The 18,017-nt window shown below is 55.3% G+C and carries 16 protein-coding genes; 8 read left to right on the forward strand and 8 right to left on the reverse strand.

The window, feature by feature from the left end; genetic code table 11:
* The first annotated feature begins 79 nt into the window (after positions 1-79).
* Entirely contained in the window at positions 80-997 is a 918-nt protein-coding gene (locus HX884_RS14520) for an alpha/beta hydrolase (RefSeq protein ID WP_178328392.1), read from the forward strand.
* Positions 998-1,009: 12 nt separating this feature from the next.
* Here HX884_RS14520 and fabY read toward each other — a convergent pair whose 3' ends face one another.
* From fabY to HX884_RS14550, 6 genes are all read right to left on the reverse strand, one after another.
* Positions 1,010-1,951 carry a fatty acid biosynthesis protein FabY gene (gene fabY, locus HX884_RS14525; RefSeq protein ID WP_013099362.1) on the reverse strand — a complete coding sequence of 314 codons (942 nt, stop codon included), beginning with the start codon at positions 1,949-1,951 and terminating at the stop codon, positions 1,010-1,012.
* Positions 1,952-1,995: 44 nt separating this feature from the next.
* A complete protein-coding gene (dtd, locus tag HX884_RS14530; RefSeq protein ID WP_013099363.1) occupies positions 1,996-2,433 on the reverse strand; it encodes a D-aminoacyl-tRNA deacylase in 438 nt (145 codons plus the stop codon).
* A complete protein-coding gene (locus tag HX884_RS14535; protein WP_013099364.1) occupies positions 2,430-3,311 on the reverse strand; it encodes a virulence factor BrkB family protein in 882 nt (293 codons plus the stop codon). Before HX884_RS14535 ends, dtd begins: the two co-directional genes overlap by 4 nt.
* Positions 3,305-3,904 carry a glucose-1-phosphatase gene (yihX, locus tag HX884_RS14540; RefSeq protein ID WP_013099365.1) on the reverse strand — a complete coding sequence of 200 codons (600 nt, stop codon included), beginning with the start codon at positions 3,902-3,904 and terminating at the stop codon, positions 3,305-3,307. The genes HX884_RS14535 and yihX overlap by 7 nt, the downstream gene beginning before the upstream one ends.
* 119 nt (positions 3,905-4,023) lie before the next feature.
* On the reverse strand, positions 4,024-4,824 hold the full coding sequence (locus tag HX884_RS14545) for a DeoR/GlpR family DNA-binding transcription regulator (protein WP_020686879.1): 801 nt from the start codon (positions 4,822-4,824) through the stop codon (positions 4,024-4,026).
* Positions 4,825-4,858: 34 nt separating this feature from the next.
* A complete protein-coding gene (locus HX884_RS14550) occupies positions 4,859-5,755 on the reverse strand; it encodes a sugar kinase (protein ID WP_058660919.1) in 897 nt (298 codons plus the stop codon).
* 157 nt (positions 5,756-5,912) lie between these two features.
* Between HX884_RS14550 and yihU the strand changes: the two genes are divergently transcribed.
* Genes yihU through HX884_RS14580 form a run of 6 tightly spaced genes read left to right on the forward strand, consistent with a single transcriptional unit; the run spans position 5,913 to position 13,898 of the window.
* Positions 5,913-6,803: a sulfolactaldehyde 3-reductase gene (yihU, locus tag HX884_RS14555; RefSeq protein ID WP_178328393.1), complete on the forward strand. Its 891-nt coding sequence runs from the start codon at positions 5,913-5,915 to the stop codon at positions 6,801-6,803.
* Positions 6,804-6,820: 17 nt separating this feature from the next.
* Positions 6,821-7,696 carry a sulfofructosephosphate aldolase gene (gene yihT, locus HX884_RS14560; protein WP_029882357.1) on the forward strand — a complete coding sequence of 292 codons (876 nt, stop codon included), beginning with the start codon at positions 6,821-6,823 and terminating at the stop codon, positions 7,694-7,696.
* A 14-nt stretch (positions 7,697-7,710) separates the two neighbouring features.
* Entirely contained in the window at positions 7,711-8,952 is a 1,242-nt protein-coding gene (yihS, locus tag HX884_RS14565) for a sulfoquinovose isomerase (protein WP_178328394.1), read from the forward strand.
* A gap of 17 nt (positions 8,953-8,969) precedes the next feature.
* Positions 8,970-10,994, forward strand: coding sequence for an alpha-glucosidase (locus HX884_RS14570; RefSeq protein ID WP_178328395.1), 2,025 nt, complete (start codon positions 8,970-8,972; stop codon positions 10,992-10,994).
* Between the two features lie 45 nt (positions 10,995-11,039).
* Positions 11,040-12,422 carry an MFS transporter gene (locus HX884_RS14575; protein ID WP_040020357.1) on the forward strand — a complete coding sequence of 461 codons (1,383 nt, stop codon included), beginning with the start codon at positions 11,040-11,042 and terminating at the stop codon, positions 12,420-12,422.
* 42 nt (positions 12,423-12,464) lie between these two features.
* Entirely contained in the window at positions 12,465-13,898 is a 1,434-nt protein-coding gene (locus HX884_RS14580) for an MFS transporter (protein ID WP_249166249.1), read from the forward strand.
* 181 nt (positions 13,899-14,079) lie between these two features.
* Here the strand turns inward: HX884_RS14580 and HX884_RS14585 are convergent, their stop codons facing one another.
* Positions 14,080-15,084 (reverse strand): IS110-like element IS5075 family transposase, encoded by a 1,005-nt coding sequence (locus HX884_RS14585; RefSeq protein ID WP_094320127.1) that lies wholly within the window; start codon positions 15,082-15,084, stop codon positions 14,080-14,082.
* Positions 15,085-15,289: 205 nt separating this feature from the next.
* Here HX884_RS14585 and ompL point away from each other — a divergent pair, with 205 nt between their 5' ends.
* Entirely contained in the window at positions 15,290-15,976 is a 687-nt protein-coding gene (ompL, locus tag HX884_RS14590) for a porin OmpL (RefSeq protein ID WP_013099374.1), read from the forward strand.
* Between the two features lie 78 nt (positions 15,977-16,054).
* Here ompL and typA read toward each other — a convergent pair whose 3' ends face one another.
* A complete protein-coding gene (gene typA / locus HX884_RS14595; protein WP_008501854.1) occupies positions 16,055-17,878 on the reverse strand; it encodes a ribosome-dependent GTPase TypA in 1,824 nt (607 codons plus the stop codon).
* Positions 17,879-18,017 lie beyond the last annotated feature (139 nt).

Raw genomic sequence — 18,017 nt, forward strand, 5'->3', positions numbered from 1 at the left:
CGATTTAATACGCCATTATCATGCCTTCAGCCACCACAACAAGGGAAGACCCATATACATACAGCAAAAGGACATCACCATGGCACTGGAAAAGGGTATTGATAAGCTTGTGCAGGATTTTATCGCTGCAGGCCGACCTGGCGCGCGTAAGCAGAGTATTGATGACCGGAGAGCCGGATATGTAGCCAGCACTGTACTTGCCGGCGAAACCGAAACCCGCGTGCAGGTTGAAACGCTTGTCATTGATGGCCTTACCTTTCGGGTATTCTCGCCTCTCAATGTCGCTGAAACGTTACCTTGTGCCCTCTACTACCATGGCGGTTGTTTTGTCAGCGGTGGGTTTGCAACCCATGACAATCAGCTCCGCCAGCTGGCGTTTTACGGTCAGTGTCGGGTGATTGCGGTTCAGTACAGGCTAGCACCGGAGCATACCTTCCCCGCTGCGCATGATGATGCAGAGAGAGCGGCGGAGCTTGTCTGGCAACATGCAGAAAAAGTCGGTGTGGATAAAAACCGGATTACGCTTTGTGGTGACAGTGCAGGCGGCCATCTGGCGCTGGTCACCGCGCTGCGGCTCAAGGCTAAAACACAGTGGAATCCGGCCCAGCTTATCCTTATCTACCCTATGCTCGACGCCACAGCCAGCCTTGCAAGCTACACCCATAATGGGCAGGACTACGTTATCACGCGCGATACGCTGCTGAGTGGTTATGACATGTACCTGGCAGAGACAGACCGCCGGGCCCCTGAAGCCAGCCCACTCTGGCGGGATGATTTCAACGGCCTGCCGCCGGTGCATATTATTACCGCCGAGTACGATCCGCTATGCGACGAGGGTCAGGCACTTTATCAACATATGACAGAACAAGGGGTTATTTGCACAGCGCAGCATTGGCTGGGTGTCATCCACGGCTTCTTCCAGCTTGCCGGCGTCAGTCCATCAGCGCGAGATGTTCTTCGGGACATCGCCTGGCGGATCAACTCCGCCCGGCGATAACAACGGGGAACCTTATTCCTCCTCGTTCCCGCCCTCTTCATACGCGCCAAACGGCTTCGCAGGCAGAACGATATAGGTGCCTTCAAACACCGCGCCTGGGGTTTCATCGCCAAAGAGTTCAACCTGCATCTGTACACGGGCTTTGCGGCCGCGCGCCAGGCGGTCGAGATCGCCCCCCAAAGAGCCGAGATCGGCCACGGCGCTCGGTTTGCCGCTTATGGGGGCGCTGTAGCGAATATGGGCATCAGCCAGAATGATCGTGCCGCCAAGATGGCGTTCACGCAGCATGAGCCAGATAAGCCCCCAGCCGGTGAGCGTGGCGAGCGAAAACAGGCTGCCGGCAAAGAGCGTGTGGTGCGGGTTCTGGTTGCCGGTTTCCGGCATGGTGGTAATGAATTTTTGCCCGGTGTACTGCTGAATACGCACCCCCATCTTTTCACTTAGAGGGATGTGCTGATACCAGGCCTGCTGAAGCTGTCCGCACCAGTCCGCGCGGTGGAGAATATCATCCAGCGTGGCGATGGGTTTAATCATCAAAAAGTGGCGAATCGGCGTGGTTTGTGGGGTCGTAATTTCCCCCTGATTAACAAAACCGAGTTTGGCGAAGAACTCAACGGCATCTTCGCGGGCGCTACAGGTCACGCGTTTAACGCCTTCCTGACGGGCCACGGACTCCAGGGTCATGGCCATCAGCGTACCTAACCCTTTGTCCTGCACGGAGGGATGGACCGCCATAAAACGAATAGAGGCTTCGTTATCGGCATTAATATACAGACGCCCGACGGCAACGAGGTTACCCTCTTCGTCCATCACCATCTGATGATGTGCCATGGCGTCCCAGGCGTCGCGTTCAGACCCTTTAGGCTGATGTAATGGCTTGCGCAGCATTTCCCAGCGGAACTGGTAATAGGCTTCTAACTCTTCTTCCGTTTGCGGTACTCGAAGGTGATACATAGCTGTACTCTCTCTTGTTACCCGCGGCCACGCCGCCAGTTGGCTCATACCTGGAGCCAGAATGTAACGGGGCCATCGTTCACCAGCGATACCTGCATATCTGCAGCAAATCGTCCGGTTTGCGTATTCATTTCCTGTTGGCGACAACGCTCAACAAAGTACTCGTAAAGCGCTTCTGCCCGATCCGGGGCCGCACCTTTTGAGAAACTCGGGCGCATGCCGCGTTCGGTATCGGCGGCCAGCGTAAACTGTGAAACCACCAGTACGCTTCCGCCCGATTGCTGAACGTTAAGGTTCATCTTGCCTTCCGCATCACTGAAGATACGGTAGCCCAGCACGCGTTCACATAAGCGGTTGGCTTTTTGTTCGTCGTCATCCTTTTCGACACCTAACAACACTAAAAGTCCTGGGCCAATTTCACCCGTCACCTCTCCCTCCACGGTGACGCTGGCACGGGTTACGCGCTGTATCAATGCAATCATGGTTGGTCTGCTTCTTGTTGTTTTTCAGCTTCTGCTGCTTTTTTAAGTTCGCGGTATACGCCGAGAGTGACAGTTATTTCCGCACCAAGCAAGACGATACACCAGGTCCAGTAAACCCAGACAAACAAAATGGGGATCACCGCCAGTACGCCGTAAATGAGCTGATAGGAGGGGAACATGGTGATGTAAAGGGCAAACCCCTTTTTGCCCAGTTCGAAGAGTACCGCTGCCACCAGTGCGCCAACAACCGCATCACGGTTCGGCACGCGCGTGGTCGGCACCACACTGTAGAGCAGCCAGAAAGAGAGCCACGATAAAATCAGCGGGAAGATACGCAACACGTTATCAATGGCACCGTTGAGATCGCTGGCCCAGCGCAGGGAGAGCAGATAGGAGCTAATCGCCAGGCTCGCCCCCGCCAGCAGCGGGCCGAGAGTTAAAATCATCCAGTAAACAGCAAAGGAGTAGACCTTCGGGCGGACTTTTTTACTCCGCCAGATCGTATTAAGCGCACTGTCGATGGAGTACATCAGCAGCAGCGCGGTGACGATAAGCCCGCACGCCCCCACTGCCGTCATCTTGCTGGAGTTTGCGACAAACTGTTCAATGTAGTTCTGGATCACATCACCAGTGGCAGGAATAAAATTCGCAAAGACGAAGTGGCGCAGCTGCAGGCTGACCTCTGCAAACATGGGAAAAGCGGAAAAAAGGGCAAAAATAACCGCCACCAGCGGTACCAGGGAGAGCAACGACACGTAGGCGAGGTTACCCGCCAGCGTGGTCATGTTGTCCTCATCAATACGGTGCCAGAGGAGTTTTAGCCAGGCCCTGAGCGGGCGAGTATGGTGCGTGGCTTTTTGATGAACGGTTTTTAGCATAACTGCTTCGCAAAGTAGTTCGGTATCGTCTCTTTTCCGGTCACCAGAATTGACGTAATACCCAACTGGTTAGCTCCCTCTATATTATCGGCATTGTCATCGAAAAAGACCGCATCGGACGCGGAGAATCCTTCCGCTTGCAGTACCGCCTGATAAATCCGCGCTTCGGGTTTACGCATCCCCATCTCCTGCGAGAGGTAGATTTTATCTGCTGCAGCCTTAACTTCTGGGTATTCCTCTGGCCAGAACGTGGTGTGCAGGCGGTTGGTGTTCGACAGCACGACGACCCGGTGACCCTGCTCGCGAAGTTTATGCATGATGTCGATAACCTCAGGGCGGATAGCGACAAATACAGCCTGCCAGCCGTGGGAGAACTGTTCGTAGCTTAACGGCAGATCCATTTCATGGCACAGACGTTCAGCAAACACTTCGTCGCTGATCTCACCCCGTTCATGCTGATGGAATGTCTCGCCCATGGCGAAACTCTGTTTTAACGTCGCCAGCGGGACACGGCTAAAATCGCTCCATGCGCCCAGCACCCGATTGAAATCGATATCGACGATTACGTTTCCTAAGTCAAAGATATAAAGCATGTTTATCTCCTGCTCGCCGTGGAAAAGTAACTGTAGCGGGAAAGATAAGGTTTGGCTATGCGCCAGATTCAGCTTAAAGAAAGGAACGGCCCGAAGGGATTTTCGGGCCGTCAGAGAGGTTATCCAGCCTGCTGCTCGTCGCCTGTGCTGACTTCGACAACTTCTACCTTGCTGAATTTGAGATGATTATGTAGCGCAGAGCCGGGCAGTTCATCGGTAAAGAGCGCCGTTGCCTGCGCCACGTTGCCAATTTCCACGGCGGCAGAGGCGGTGTATTTCGTATGATCGGCCGCCAGTAAAATATGTCTGGCATGAGCCATCATCGTTTTCACCACGCTGGCTTCATTGACGTCAAACTCCATCATCGCGCCGTCGTGTTCAATCGCCCCCACGCTGGTCACCAGATAATCCGCCCGAAAGCCAGACACGAACGCCGTCGCCGCCGGACCGATAATGCCGCCGTTATGTGGACGCAGCGTACCGCCGGGCACCATCACCTCAAAACGCGGATTTTTATAGAGGATGTGTGCCACCCGCAGACTGTTAGTGATGATACGCAGATGGTTATGGTTGAGCAGCGCACGGGCCACGTGCTCCACGGTCGTGCCAATGGTGATGAAAATAGTGGAACCATCAGGAATATAGTCGGCAATCGCTTCGGCAATCGCCCGCTTCTCTTCAGTCAGCGACACTTCGCGCTGCTCAAAGGCCGTGTTCACCACGCTGGATGCCCTGCCCGCACCGCCATGATGTCGCGTAATCAGTCCCTGTTCGCTCAGCTTGCGGATATCCCGGCGCACGGTTTGCGTCGAGACGTCCAGCAGCTGCGCCAGTTCATCAATGTTCATATATCCGCGATCGGCTATCAGCGTCAGCAGCTGATCGTGACGCGGGTTGCCGGTCAGTTCGGTAAGGCTCATGGGCTGTCCTCTGAAAACCATCACGCCCCGCATTTTATACAAAAAGTGACAAAAAAGAGCGGGTTTGATCACAGTCGGGTATACCTGCGCGACCGCCGGGCTGAGTACATTTCAGCGCGGCGACGGCGCTGGCGAAACGCACGGCTTGCGCTGGAGATAACCGTTGCGCCAGGCTGACCGCCAGGGCACCGTGGAAAACATCCCCCGCCCCGGTGGTATCAACCACCTCAACCTCAAAGCCCGGCTGATGGCACAGGGCACCGTTCTCCAGCCAAAAGCAGCCGTCCCGGCCCTGCGTGACATAGACGTGTCCATTTGTGAGCGTTTGTGCTTTTTTTAGTGCACCTTCCGTTTCCTCAAGATGGCTTACCCGACGCAGCCCCGGCGCGGAAAAGGCAGCATGATCGCTGAGGGCGATAAGTTCCGCGATGTCCTGAGGGGTTGTATCCGCATCGAGCAACGTTGTGACGCCTTGCTGGCGGGCAAGGGTAAACGCCTGCTTCGCCCCTTCATGCCAACGCACATCGGCTAAAACAATATCCCATTGCGAGAAGTCGATACCTTGCAGCCAGTCTGCCGCAGCGGGAAGATCGGGGCTGGGATAGTTCGCAATGATGCGTTCCCCGCTGCCGTCCACCAGCACCGCCGATTGTGACGAGCGGGCATCTTTCACTATGCGCGTGTAGCGGGTGTTCACCCCCAGGGATTCCAGCTCCGCAAGCAGCCTTCTGCCGGTATCGTCGTCACCCACCCGGCCAATAAAATCCACGGATGCCCCCAGTTTTGCCGCCGCCACCGCCGCAGTTGCCGCCGGGCCGCCGCCCACTTCCGTATAGTCTTTTGCGACATATTTCCCACCTTCTTTCGGTAAATCATCGAGATACCAGATGCGATCCAGCACGGTTATGCCGACACAAACGATGCGAGTCATGGTGCTTCCTTCTGCAATTTCTGATGCCTTCATTTTAATTTCATCAAATGTTTAAAAAGTGACCCCTGTCAATTTTTTGACTATAAATTACAAATACGATCAAAAACAGACAACATAAACGCGCAAAAATTGACACGATATGACAGGAGAGAGAGGCATGTCAGCAATCGCATTTATCGGTTTAGGGCAGATGGGCGCGCCAATGGCGAAGAATCTGTTGAAGCAAGGTCACCAGCTTCAGGTCTTTGATGTGAACCCGCAGGCGGTTCAGATCCTGGTGGAGAGCGGCGCGAAGGCGGCGGCAACGCCCGCGCAGGCCGCAACGGATGCCGAGTTCGTCATTACCATGCTGCCCAACGGCGACCTGGTGCGCAGCGTGTTGTTTGGCGAACACGGCGTTTGCGAAGGCTTATCTCGCGACGCGCTGGTGATCGATATGTCGACCATTCATCCCCTGCAAACCGACGCGTTGATCCACGACATGGCCGGGCGTGGCTTCAGCCTGATGGACGTACCTGTCGGGCGCACCTCAGACCATGCCATCGCCGGCACGCTGCTCCTGCTGGCAGGCGGCACGGCGGAGCAGGTTGAGCGCGCCACCCCCGTCTTAATGGCGATGGGCAATGAGCTGATTAACGCCGGCGGGCCGGGCATGGGCATCCGCGTGAAGCTTATCAATAACTACATGAGCATTGCGCTAAACGCCCTGTCCGCCGAGGCGGCCGTGCTGTGTGAAGCGCTCGGTCTCTCCTTTGAGGTGGCGCTCAAGGTCATGAGCGGCACGCCTGCAGGTAAAGGCCATTTCACCACCTCCTGGCCGAACAAGGTGCTGAAAGGGGATCTTTCACCCGCCTTCATGATCGACCTTGCACATAAAGATCTGGGGATCGCCCTGGACGTGGCCAACCAGCTCCACGTTCCGATGCCGCTGGGCGCGGCTTCCCGCGAAGTTTACAACCAGGCACGCGCCGTCGGGCGCGGGCGCGAAGACTGGACAGCCATTCTTGAACAGGTTCGCGCATCTGCCGGGCTGAAAAAATCACACTGATACGAAAGGACTGAGGAATGACGATGTACACCCTGAAAGATATCACCCGACCTTCCGGCGGTTTTGCGATGCTGGCCGTCGATCAGCGCGAAGCGATGCGCCTGATGTTTGCCGCAGCAGGTGCGCCGGTGCCGGTCACGGACCAGCATCTGACGGATTTTAAGGTCAGTGCGGCGAAAATTCTGTCGCCGTACGCCTCTGCCATTCTCGTCGACCAGCAGTTCTGCTATCGCCAGATTGTGGAGCAGCAGGCCGTAGCTAAAAGCTGCGCGCTGATTGTGGCGGCCGACGAGTTTATTCCTGGGAACGGTATTCCCGTCGACAGCGTGACGATCGACAAGAACGTCGATGCGCAGGCGGTCAAACGCGATGGCGGCAAGGCGCTGAAATTACTGGTGCTATGGCGTAGCGATGAAGACGCGCAGCAGCGTCTTGAGATGGTGAAGGCATTTAACTCCCTGTGCCACGACAACGGCCTGCTGAGCATTATAGAGCCGGTGGTACGTCCACCGCGTCGCGGCGCCGGGTTTAACCGCGAACAGGCGATTATCGATGCGGCCAAAGAACTGGGCGACAGCGGTGCAGACCTCTACAAAGTGGAGATGCCGCTGTTGGGTAAAGGCACGCAGCAGGAACTGCTGGCGGCCTCGCAGAAGCTGAACGAGCACATCGCCATGCCGTGGGTGATCCTCTCCTCCGGCGTGGACGAAAAATTATTCCCGCGCGCCGTGAGCGTTGCCATGCAGGCGGGGGCATCAGGCTTTTTAGCCGGTCGCGCCGTCTGGTCATCGGTGATTGGCCTGCCGGACACCGGGCTGATGCTTCGCGATATTTCCGTACCTAAACTGCAGCGTCTGGGTGAGATCGTCGACGAAATGATGGCTCGCCGTTAAGAAAGGACCCGAACATGAAATGGTTTAACACCCTGAGCCATAACCGCTGGCTCGAACAAGAGACCGACCGCATTCTTGATTTCGGTAAAAACGCCGCCGTACCGACCGGCTTCGGCTGGCTGGGCAATAACGGGCAGGTTCGCAGCGATATGGGCACGCATCTGTGGATCACCGCCCGTATGCTGCACGTTTACGCGGTAGCGGCGAACATGGGTCGTCCCGGTGCGTATGCCCTGGTTGAGCACGGCATCAATGCCCTGAACGGCCCGCTGCGCGACAAACAGTACGGCGGCTGGTACGCCTGTGTTAACGATGAAGGCGTGGTGGATGCCTCCAAGCAGGGCTATCAGCACTTCTTCGTACTGCTGGGCGCGGCGAGCGCCGTCACCACCGGACATCCGCAGGCGCGCAGGCTGCTGGACGACGCCATTGAGGTGATTGAGCGCTACTTCTGGAGCGAACAGGAGCAGATGTGCCTGGAGTCCTGGGATGAAGCTTTCAGCAAAACGGAAGATTACCGCGGCGGTAACGCCAACATGCACGCCGTGGAAGCCTTCCTCATCGTGTATGACGTAACCCACGATCGTAAATGGCTCGACCGCGCCCTGCGCATCGCCTCGGTGATTATTCACGACGTGGCGCGCAAAGGTGAGTATCGCGTTAACGAGCATTTCGATACCAACTGGAACCCGATCCGCGACTACAACATCGATAATCCCGCCCACCGTTTTCGCGCCTACGGCGGCACACCAGGGCACTGGATTGAGTGGGGCCGCCTGATGCTGCACCTGCGTGCCGCGCTGGAAGCCCGCTTCGAAACCCCACCGGCGTGGCTGCTGGAAGACGCCAAAGGACTGTTCCACGCCACCATCCGCGATGCCTGGGCGCCAGACGGAGCCGATGGGTTCGTCTACTCCGTTGGCTGGGACGGCAAGCCTATCGTGCGCGAACGCGTGCGCTGGCCGATCGTCGAGGCGATGGGCACTGCGTATGCGCTCTACACCGTAACCGGCGAGGCGCAGTACGAAGCCTGGTATCAGAAATGGTGGGATTACTGCATCAAATACCTGATGGATTACGAGAACGGATCCTGGTGGCAGGAGCTGGACACCAACAACGAAGTGACCACCAAAGTCTGGGACGGCAAGCAGGATATTTACCTTCTGCTGCACTGCCTGGTGATCCCCCGCCTGCCGCTGGCCCCGGGCTTAGCCCCTGCCGTAGCCGCCGGATTACTGGATAGCCAGGCCAAATAATAAAGACGGAGTTTTCTATGCGTACCCTACACAATATTGATCTGAAAAATAACGAACATGGCTTCACCCTGCGCTGGCAGGACCGTCTGATTTTATCCCACTCCACCGATGAACCTTGCCTGTGGATCGGCGCGGGCGTTGCCGATATCGATATGTTTCGCGGCAACTTCAGCATCAAAGACAAGCTCAACGAAAAAATCGCCCTGACGGACGCGACCGTTACACAGCAAAGCGCAGGCTGGGCGATCCGCTTTACCCGTGGCGATGCGGTGAGCGCGACGCTGCTGGTGGGTGTGGATGCAGAAGGCCGTCTGGAACTGAAGCTGAAGAATGATGCCACCTGTCACAACCGCATCTGGCTGCGGCTGGCGGCCCAGCCTGAAGATCATATCTACGGCTGCGGCGAGCAGTTCTCGTACTTTGATCTGCGCGGAAAGCCGTTCCCGCTGTGGACCAGCGAACAGGGGGTGGGCCGCAATAAGCAGATCTACGTGACCTGGCAGGCCGACTGCAAAGAGAATGCGGGCGGCGATTATTACTGGACCTTCTTCCCCCAGCCTACCTTCGTGAGCACCCAGAAGTACTACTGCCACGTGGATAACAGCTGCTACATGAACTTCGACTTCAGCGCGCCGGATTTCCACGAACTGGCGTTCTGGGAAGATAACGCCACGCTGCGCTTCGAATGTGCAGAAACCTACGTCGATCTGCTGGAAAAACTCACCGGCCTGCTGGGGCGTCAGCCGGAGCTGCCGGACTGGGTTTACGACGGCGTGACGCTGGGCATTCAGGGCGGCACCGGGGTGTGTCAGCACAAGCTCAACGTCATGCGTCAGGGCGGGGTGAAGGTGAACGGCATCTGGGCGCAGGACTGGTCCGGCATCCGCATGACCTCCTTTGGCAAACGCGTGATGTGGAACTGGAAGTGGAACAGCGAGCTGTATCCGCAGCTTAATGAGCGTATTGCACAGTGGAAACAGGAAGGCGTGCAGTTCCTCTCTTATATCAACCCGTACGTCGCCAGCGACAAAGATCTCTGTGAAGAGGCGGCAAAACGCGGCTATCTGACCAAAAATGCCGACGGCAAGGACTACCACGTCGAGTTTGGCGAGTTTTACGCGGGCGTCATCGACCTGACCAACCCGGAAGCCTACGGCTGGTACAAAGAGGTGATCAAAAAGAACCTGATCGAACTGGGCTGCAGTGGCTGGATGGCCGATTTTGGCGAATATCTGCCAACCGATACCTTCCTGCACAACGGCGTCAGCGCGGAGATCATGCATAACGCCTGGCCTGCCCTGTGGGCCAAATGTAACTACGAGGCGCTGGAAGAGACCGGCAAGCTCGGCGAGATCCTGTTCTTCATGCGCGCAGGTTATACCGGCAGCCAGAAGCACTCGGTGATGATGTGGGCGGGGGATCAGAACGTCGACTGGAGCCTGGACGACGGTCTGGCGTCCGTCGTACCTGCTGCGCTGTCTCTGGCGATGACCGGTCACGGGCTGCACCACAGCGACATCGGCGGCTATACCACCCTGTTCGAGATGAAACGCACCAAAGAGCTGTTGCTGCGCTGGTGCGACTTCAGCGCCTTTACGCCGATGATGCGTACCCACGAAGGTAACCGCCCGGGTGACAACTGGCAGTTCGACGGCGACGTCGAAACCATCGCGCACTTTGCACGTATGACCACCGTGTTCACCACCCTGAAGCCGTACATCAAAGCTGCGGTTGCGCAGAACGCGAAAAGTGGCCTGCCGGTGATGCGCCCGTTGTTCCTGCATTATGAAGACGACGCGCGCGCCTACACGCTGAAATACCAGTACCTGTTTGGCCGCGATCTGCTGGTGGCACCGGTTCATGAAGAGGGCCGCCACGACTGGACGCTCTATCTGCCGCAGGACAACTGGGTGAATGTGTGGACGGGTGAAACCTGCCAGGGCGGTGAGGTGACCGTTGCTGCCCCGCTCGGCAAACCGCCGGTTTTCTATCGCCAGCAAAGCGAATGGGCAGATCTGTTTAATACCTTACGTCATATCTGATAAGGCTCGCCTGCGGGGAAACCTGCGGGCAGACGGAGAACAATAATGAGTCAACATACTTCTGATCCGGCAACCCTACGCCTGCCGTTTAAAGAAAAACTCGCCTACGGGATGGGCGATCTCGGCTCTAACATCCTGCTGGATATCGGCACGCTGTATCTGCTGAAATTTTATACCGACGTGCTGGGCCTGCCGGGTACCTACGGTGGGATCATCTTCCTGATTGCCAAATTCTTTACCGCCTTCACCGATATGGGCACCGGGATCATGCTCGACTCCCGGCGCAACATCGGCCCGAAAGGGAAATTCCGCCCGTTCGTGCTGTATGCCGCCTTCCCGGTGACCTTGCTGGCGATTGCCAACTTCGTCGGTACGCCGTTTGAAATCACCGGTAAAACGGTGATGGCAACGGTGCTGTTCATGCTGTACGGCCTGTTCTTCAGCATGATGAACTGCTCTTACGGCGCGATGGTGCCCGCCATCACCAAAAACCCGGACGAGCGCGCCTCGCTGGCCGCCTGGCGTCAGGGCGGCGCCACGCTTGGCCTGCTGCTCTGTACCGTCGGTTTTGTCCCGGTAATGAACCTGATTGAGGGCAACGATCAGCTTGGCTATATCTTTGCCGCCACGCTTTTCTCGCTGTTCGGGCTGTTCTTTATGTGGTGGTGCTACAAGGGCGTGACCGAGCGTTACGTCGAGACGCAGCCTGCTCATCCGGCGCAAAAACCGGGGCTGTTGCAGTCGTTTCGCGCCATTGCCGGAAACCGTCCGCTGTTTATCCTGTGCATCGCCAACCTCTGCACGCTGGGTGCCTTTAACGTCAAACTCGCCATCCAGGTTTACTACACGCAGTACGTGCTGAACGACCCGATCCTGCTGTCTTACATGGGTTTCTTCAGCATGGGCTGTATTTTTATCGGCGTCTTTATGATGCCCGGCGCGGTGCGGCGCTTCGGCAAGAAAAAAGTCTATATCGGCGGGCTGATGGTTTGGGTGGCGGGCGATCTGCTCAACTACTTCTTAGGCGGCGGCTCGGTGAGCTTTGTGGCGTTCTCCTGCCTGGCCTTCTTCGGCTCCGCGTTCGTGAACAGCCTGAACTGGGCGCTGGTATCCGATACCGTGGAATACGGCGAGTGGCGCACCGGCGTGCGATCTGAAGGAACGGTTTACACCGGCTTTACCTTCTTCAGGAAGGTATCTCAGGCACTGGCGGGTTTCTTCCCGGGGATCATGCTCACGCAAATTGGCTATGTGCCCAACGTGGTGCAATCCGCCGGAACGGTTGAAGGACTGCGGCAGCTGATTTTTATCTATCCGAGCCTGCTGGCGGTCATCACCATTGTGGCGATGGGCTGTTTCTACAATCTCAACGAGAAGATGTATGTGCGCATCGTGGAAGAGATCGAACTGCGTAAACGTACGGCATAAATGACGAGATAGAGCGCCCTGCGGGCGCTCTGAGGATCGACCATGACATATAACACTGATCCGTTAACCCTGAAATTGAGCCTGCGAGAGAAGTGCGCCTACGGGATGGGCGATTTTGGCTCGAATCTGATGCTGTGTATTGGCACGCTGTATCTGCTGAAGTTTTACACCGACGAACTGGGCATGCCCGCCTTCTATGGCGGCATTATTTTCCTGGTAGCGAAGTTTTTTACCGCGTTCACCGACATGCTGACCGGCGTGCTGCTGGACTCCCGGCGTAACATCGGCGCGAAGGGAAAATTCCGGCCATTCATTCTTTATGCCTCCGTCCCGGTGGCGCTGGTCGCGACGGCGCAGTTTATGGCCAACGACTTTAGCCTGACGGTGAAAACGGCGCTCGCCACCGTGCTCTTCATGATGTTTGGCCTCTGCTATAGCCTGATGAACTGCGCCTACGGTGCGATGGTACCGGCCATTACCAAAAACCCGAACGAGCGCGCACAGCTTGCGGCGTGGCGTCAGGGCGGCGCAACCGTGGGGCTGTTGCTCTGCACCATCGGCTTTATGCCCATTCAGGCGCTGTTCGTCAGCCAGCCCTCCCTCGGCTATCTGGTGGCGGCGCTGGTGTTCGTCACCGGTGGCCTGTTCTGCATGTGGTGGTGCTACAGCGGCGTGAAAGAGCGCTACGTGGAGCTTACGCCCGATCACCATAAGCCCGGCATTCTGAAATCATTCTGCGCGATTTTCCGCAATCCGCCGCTGCTGGTGTTGTGTATCGCCAACCTGTGTACCCTTGCCGCGTTTAACATCAAGCTGGCGATTCAGGTCTATTACACCCAGTACGTGCTAAACGATCTGCATTTGCTGTCGTGGATGGGCTTTTTCAGCATGGGCTGCATTCTGATTGGCGTGTTTCTGGTGCCCGGCGCGGTGAAGCGCTTTGGCAAAAAACCGGTTTATCTGGGTGGGCTGGCGCTGTGGGCGGTGGGCGACGTGCTGAACTTCTTCTGGGGGACCAGTTCCCTGCTGTTCGTGCTGTTTTCCTGCATGGCGTTTTTCGGCACGGCGTTTGTGAACAGCCTGAACTGGGCACTGGTACCGGATACCGTTGATTACGGCGAGTGGAAAACGGGCATTCGTGCTGAAGGGTCGGTTTATACCGGCTATACCTTCTCGCGCAAAATCTCTGCCGCCCTCGCCGGTTTTCTGCCTGGCATCATGCTGACCCAGATTGGCTACGTTCCCCATGCGGTGCAGAGCGCTGGCACGCTACTTGGTCTGCGTCAGCTTATTTTCCTCTGGCCGTGCGGCCTGGCCGTCGTTGCCGCCGTGACCATGGGGCTGTTTTATAAACTCAACGAAGCGCGCTTCGCCTTTATTATCGAGGAGATTGGAAAACGAATCTATGGTCACTCCCGTTTTTGCAACACCGATTTTGACGACAAGTTGGCTTGCTTGAATCTATCCGGCGTCTGAATGGGATTTTATTCCCGCGCCTTGATGAGTTCCGCGCCTGATGAACCTCCAGAAAATATACGGCTTCAATGAGCCTTTCCGTTTTACAGGTTCCTCAACAGGCCGGTGGGCCGTTAGTATCATCAATATCAGTATTCGCAAAACCAGATCAGTAATTCTTTAAACCGGTGTATTTCTGCCTTTATGCTTCGTAAGTTTGCTGTCGCGCCGTCAGTGCCCAGGCTATTCTGGCCAGCTTGTTTGCCAGAGCACAGGTGACGACAAAGTTGCTTTTCCGACACAACAACTCCCTGACCCAGTCGGCCAACTTGCCAGACTGGTGTTCCAGTTTTTGTATGAATACCCTGGCACATTGAACCAACAAAGTTCGGATCTTTTTATTACCTCGCTTACTAATTCCCAGCAATGTCGTCCTACCTCCCGTGCTGTACTGCCGAGGTACAAGCCCTGTTGCCGCCGCAAAGTCACGGCTGCTGGCGTACTGCTTCCCGTCGCCAATCTCAGTTGAAATAGTACTCGCTGTCAGTGTTCCGACGCAGGGAATGCTCAGCAAGCGCTGTCCAACCTCATCTTCGTCCAACTTTCGTTTCAACTGGGATTCCAAATCTTTAATCTGCTCAACAAGATAGTGATAATGCTGTTGTAATTTCAGCAATAACTGGCTGAGGTAAAGAGGCAAACTATTATCCTCAAGAATGGTACTCAGTCGGCTAATAACGGCAGCTCCTCGGGGAACGCTAATGCCAAATTCCAGCAGAAAAGCATGCATCTGATTAGTTGTTTTCACCTTATCCTGAACCAGGGATTCACGGACACGATGCAGAGCTCGCATTGCCTGCTGAGATTCGGTTCTGGGCTGCACGAAACGCATAGATGGACGTGATGCTGCTTCACAGATAGCTTCAGCATCAACGAAGTCATTTTTGTTGCTTTTAACGAATGGGCGGACAAATTGCGGTGATATCAGCTTTGGAAAATGCCCTAACTCTGCCAGCTTGCGTGCCATAAAGTGAGAACCGCCACAGGCTTCCATCGCGATGGTTGTTGCTGGGCATGTCGCCAGAAATTCGATTAGCTTTGGTCGGGTGAATTTTTTACGGTAAACGGCCTTCCCACGATGATCCTGACAATGAATATGGAAAGAGTTCTTACCCAGATCGATACCAATAAGCGCAATGTTTTCCATGATGGTTCTCCGAATGAAAGCCTGTCCTCAGCATAGTACTGGGAAGGAGGGAGTGACCATCTCATTAAAAACAAACCGCGAATACCCCTGAGATAACCACCAACAATAAAGCGTCAGCAGTCACTTTATAACAATAAAACCGGCCACTATGTCCTTCCTGTTCATCAGGAGGGAGGCCTTTCTGTACCTGATACATGGACAAATTATGAAAAGAATCATTACTGTACTGATCGTGTCGTCTGTGTCCTGCCCGGTATTTGCCGGGGCTTATGTCGAAACCCGCGAAGCATACAATACGGCCTCTGAGCTGCACGAGGTGATCCTGCGTGCAGGCTATAACTTCGATATGGGCGCGGGGCTGATGTTCACCAATGCCTATAACGTGGGGAAATGGGATGAGCTTAAGCACAGCTATAACGAAATAGAGGGGTGGTATCCGCTCTTTAAACCCACCGACAAGCTCACCTTCCAGCCCGGCGGATTGATTAACGACAGCAGCGCAGGATCAGGTGGTGCGGTCTATTTAGATACCAATTATAAATTTACGGACGGGTTCAACCTGACGTTCCGCTATCGCTATAACCATAACAATTACGATACGCCGGACTATAACGGGCAGATGGATAAGAACGATACGCATGAGTTTGCTAACTACTGGAATTTCAAAGTGACGGATGCGTTTTTTTATACCTTTGAACCGCACTTTTTCCAGCGGGTGAATGATTACCACAGCAAAAATGGCAAAGATCATCACTGGGAAATTACCAATAAATTCAGCTACAAGATCGACAAAAACTGGCTGCCATATCTTGAACTGCAGTGGCTGGACAGATGGAATGATTACAACCGGGAGCAGTACCGGATTCGCCTGGGATTGCGGTATTCGTTCTAATAAAAAAGCCGCTGAGCAATCAGCGGCTTTTTACTGCCGGGCGGCGCATGCGCTTACCCGGCTAACGGATTGACCGTATTACTCTTCTTTCGCACCGCGCATTGCACGTTTACGATCGTTCTCGGTCAGGTGACGTTTACGGATACGGATAGACAGTGGAGTCACTTCTACCAGTTCGTCGTCATCGATGAATTCCAGAGCCTGCTCCAGCGTCATCTTGATCGGTGGAACCAGAACCGTTGCTTCGTCAGTACCGGACGCACGCATGTTGGTCAGTTTCTTACCGGTCAGGCAGTTTACAGTCAGGTCGTTAGAACGACTGTGAATACCGATGATCTGGCCTTCATACACTTCAGCACCGTGACCCAGGAACAGCTTACCGCGATCCTGCAGACCGAACAGCGCAAACGCAACCGCTTTACCCTGACCGTTAGAGATCAGCACGCCGTTGTTACGCTGGCCCACTTCACCCGGACGTACGTCGTCGTAGTGGCTGAAGGTGGAGTACAGCAGACCGGTACCGGAAGTCATGGTCATGAACTCAGAACGGAAGCCGATCAGGCCACGGCTTGGGATCACGTAGTCGAGACGTACGCGGCCTTTGCCATCTGGATTCATGTTTTTCAGGTCGCCTTTACGCTCACCCAGAGCCTGCATCACAGAACCCTGGTGCTGCTCTTCAACGTCCAGCGTTACGTTTTCGAACGGCTCTTGTTTACGGCCGTCGATTTCGCGGAAGATAACTTTCGGACGGGAAACCGCCATCTCGAAACCTTCACGACGCATGTTTTCGATCAGAACAGACAGGTGCAGTTCACCACGACCGGATACGCGGAAGGCATCAGCGTCTTCCGTTTCTTCAACGCGCAGCGCAACGTTGTGCACCAGCTCTTTGTTCAGGCGGTCAAGGATCTGACGAGAGGTAACGAATTTACCTTCTTTACCACAGAACGGAGAGGTGTTGACGTTGAAGAACATGGTTACCGTTGGTTCATCAACAGACAGGGCTGGCAGCGCTTCCACGTTCTGCGGGTCGCAGATGGTGTCAGAGATGTTCAGCTCGCCCAGACCGGTGATCGCGATGATATCGCCCGCTTCAGCCAGATCGCTGTCGATACGCTCCAGACCCAGGTGAGTCAGCACTTTGCCCACTTTACCGTTACGGGTTTTGCCTTCGCTATCGATGATAGTAACCTGCTGGTTCGGCTTCACTTTACCGCGTTTGATGCGGCCGATACCGATAACGCCAACGTAGTTGTTGTAGTCCAGCTGGGAGATCTGCATCTGCAGAGGACCATCAAGATCAACATCCGGAGCCGGTACGTGATCGACAATCGCCTGATACAGCGGGGTCATGTCTTCCGCCATATCTTCGTGATCCAGACCCGCAATACCATTCAGCGCCGAAGCGTAGATGATAGGGAAGTCCAGCTGCTCGTCGGTCGCGTCAAGGTTAACGAACAGGTCGAACACCTGATCAACAACCCAGTCAGGACGTGCGCCAGGACGGTCAACCTTGTTGATAACAACAATAGGCTTCAGGCCATGGGCAAATGCTTTTTTGGTCACGAAACGCGTTTGCGGCATTGGGCCGTCAAAGGCGTCAACCACCAGCAGCACGGAATCCACCATGGACATCACGCGCTCAACTTCACCACCGAAGTCGGCGTGCCCTGGGGTATCAACGATGTTGATACGGTAGTCATTCCATTTGATAGCGGTGTTTTTCGCGAGGATGGTAATCCCACGCTCTTTCTCCAAATCGTTGGAGTCCATCACACGCTCTTGAGTTTCGGCACGTGCATCAAACGTACCGGATTGCTGCAGCAGCTTATCAACCAGGGTAGTTTTACCATGGTCAACGTGCGCGATGATGGCGATGTTACGCAAATTTTCGATCACAACTTTGCCTCAGGCATTAGAAATAGCGCGTTATTGTACACGGATTAATCGCACTACAAAACAGGATCACAAACATCCCCCGCAAACAAGTATTGCAGAGATGCTTTGTGATCGCTTTCACGGAGCGTAAAAAGGGCAC

The sequence above is a fragment of the Enterobacter sp. SECR19-1250 genome, assembly GCF_013391025.1.
Classification (GTDB): domain Bacteria; phylum Pseudomonadota; class Gammaproteobacteria; order Enterobacterales; family Enterobacteriaceae; genus Enterobacter; species Enterobacter cloacae.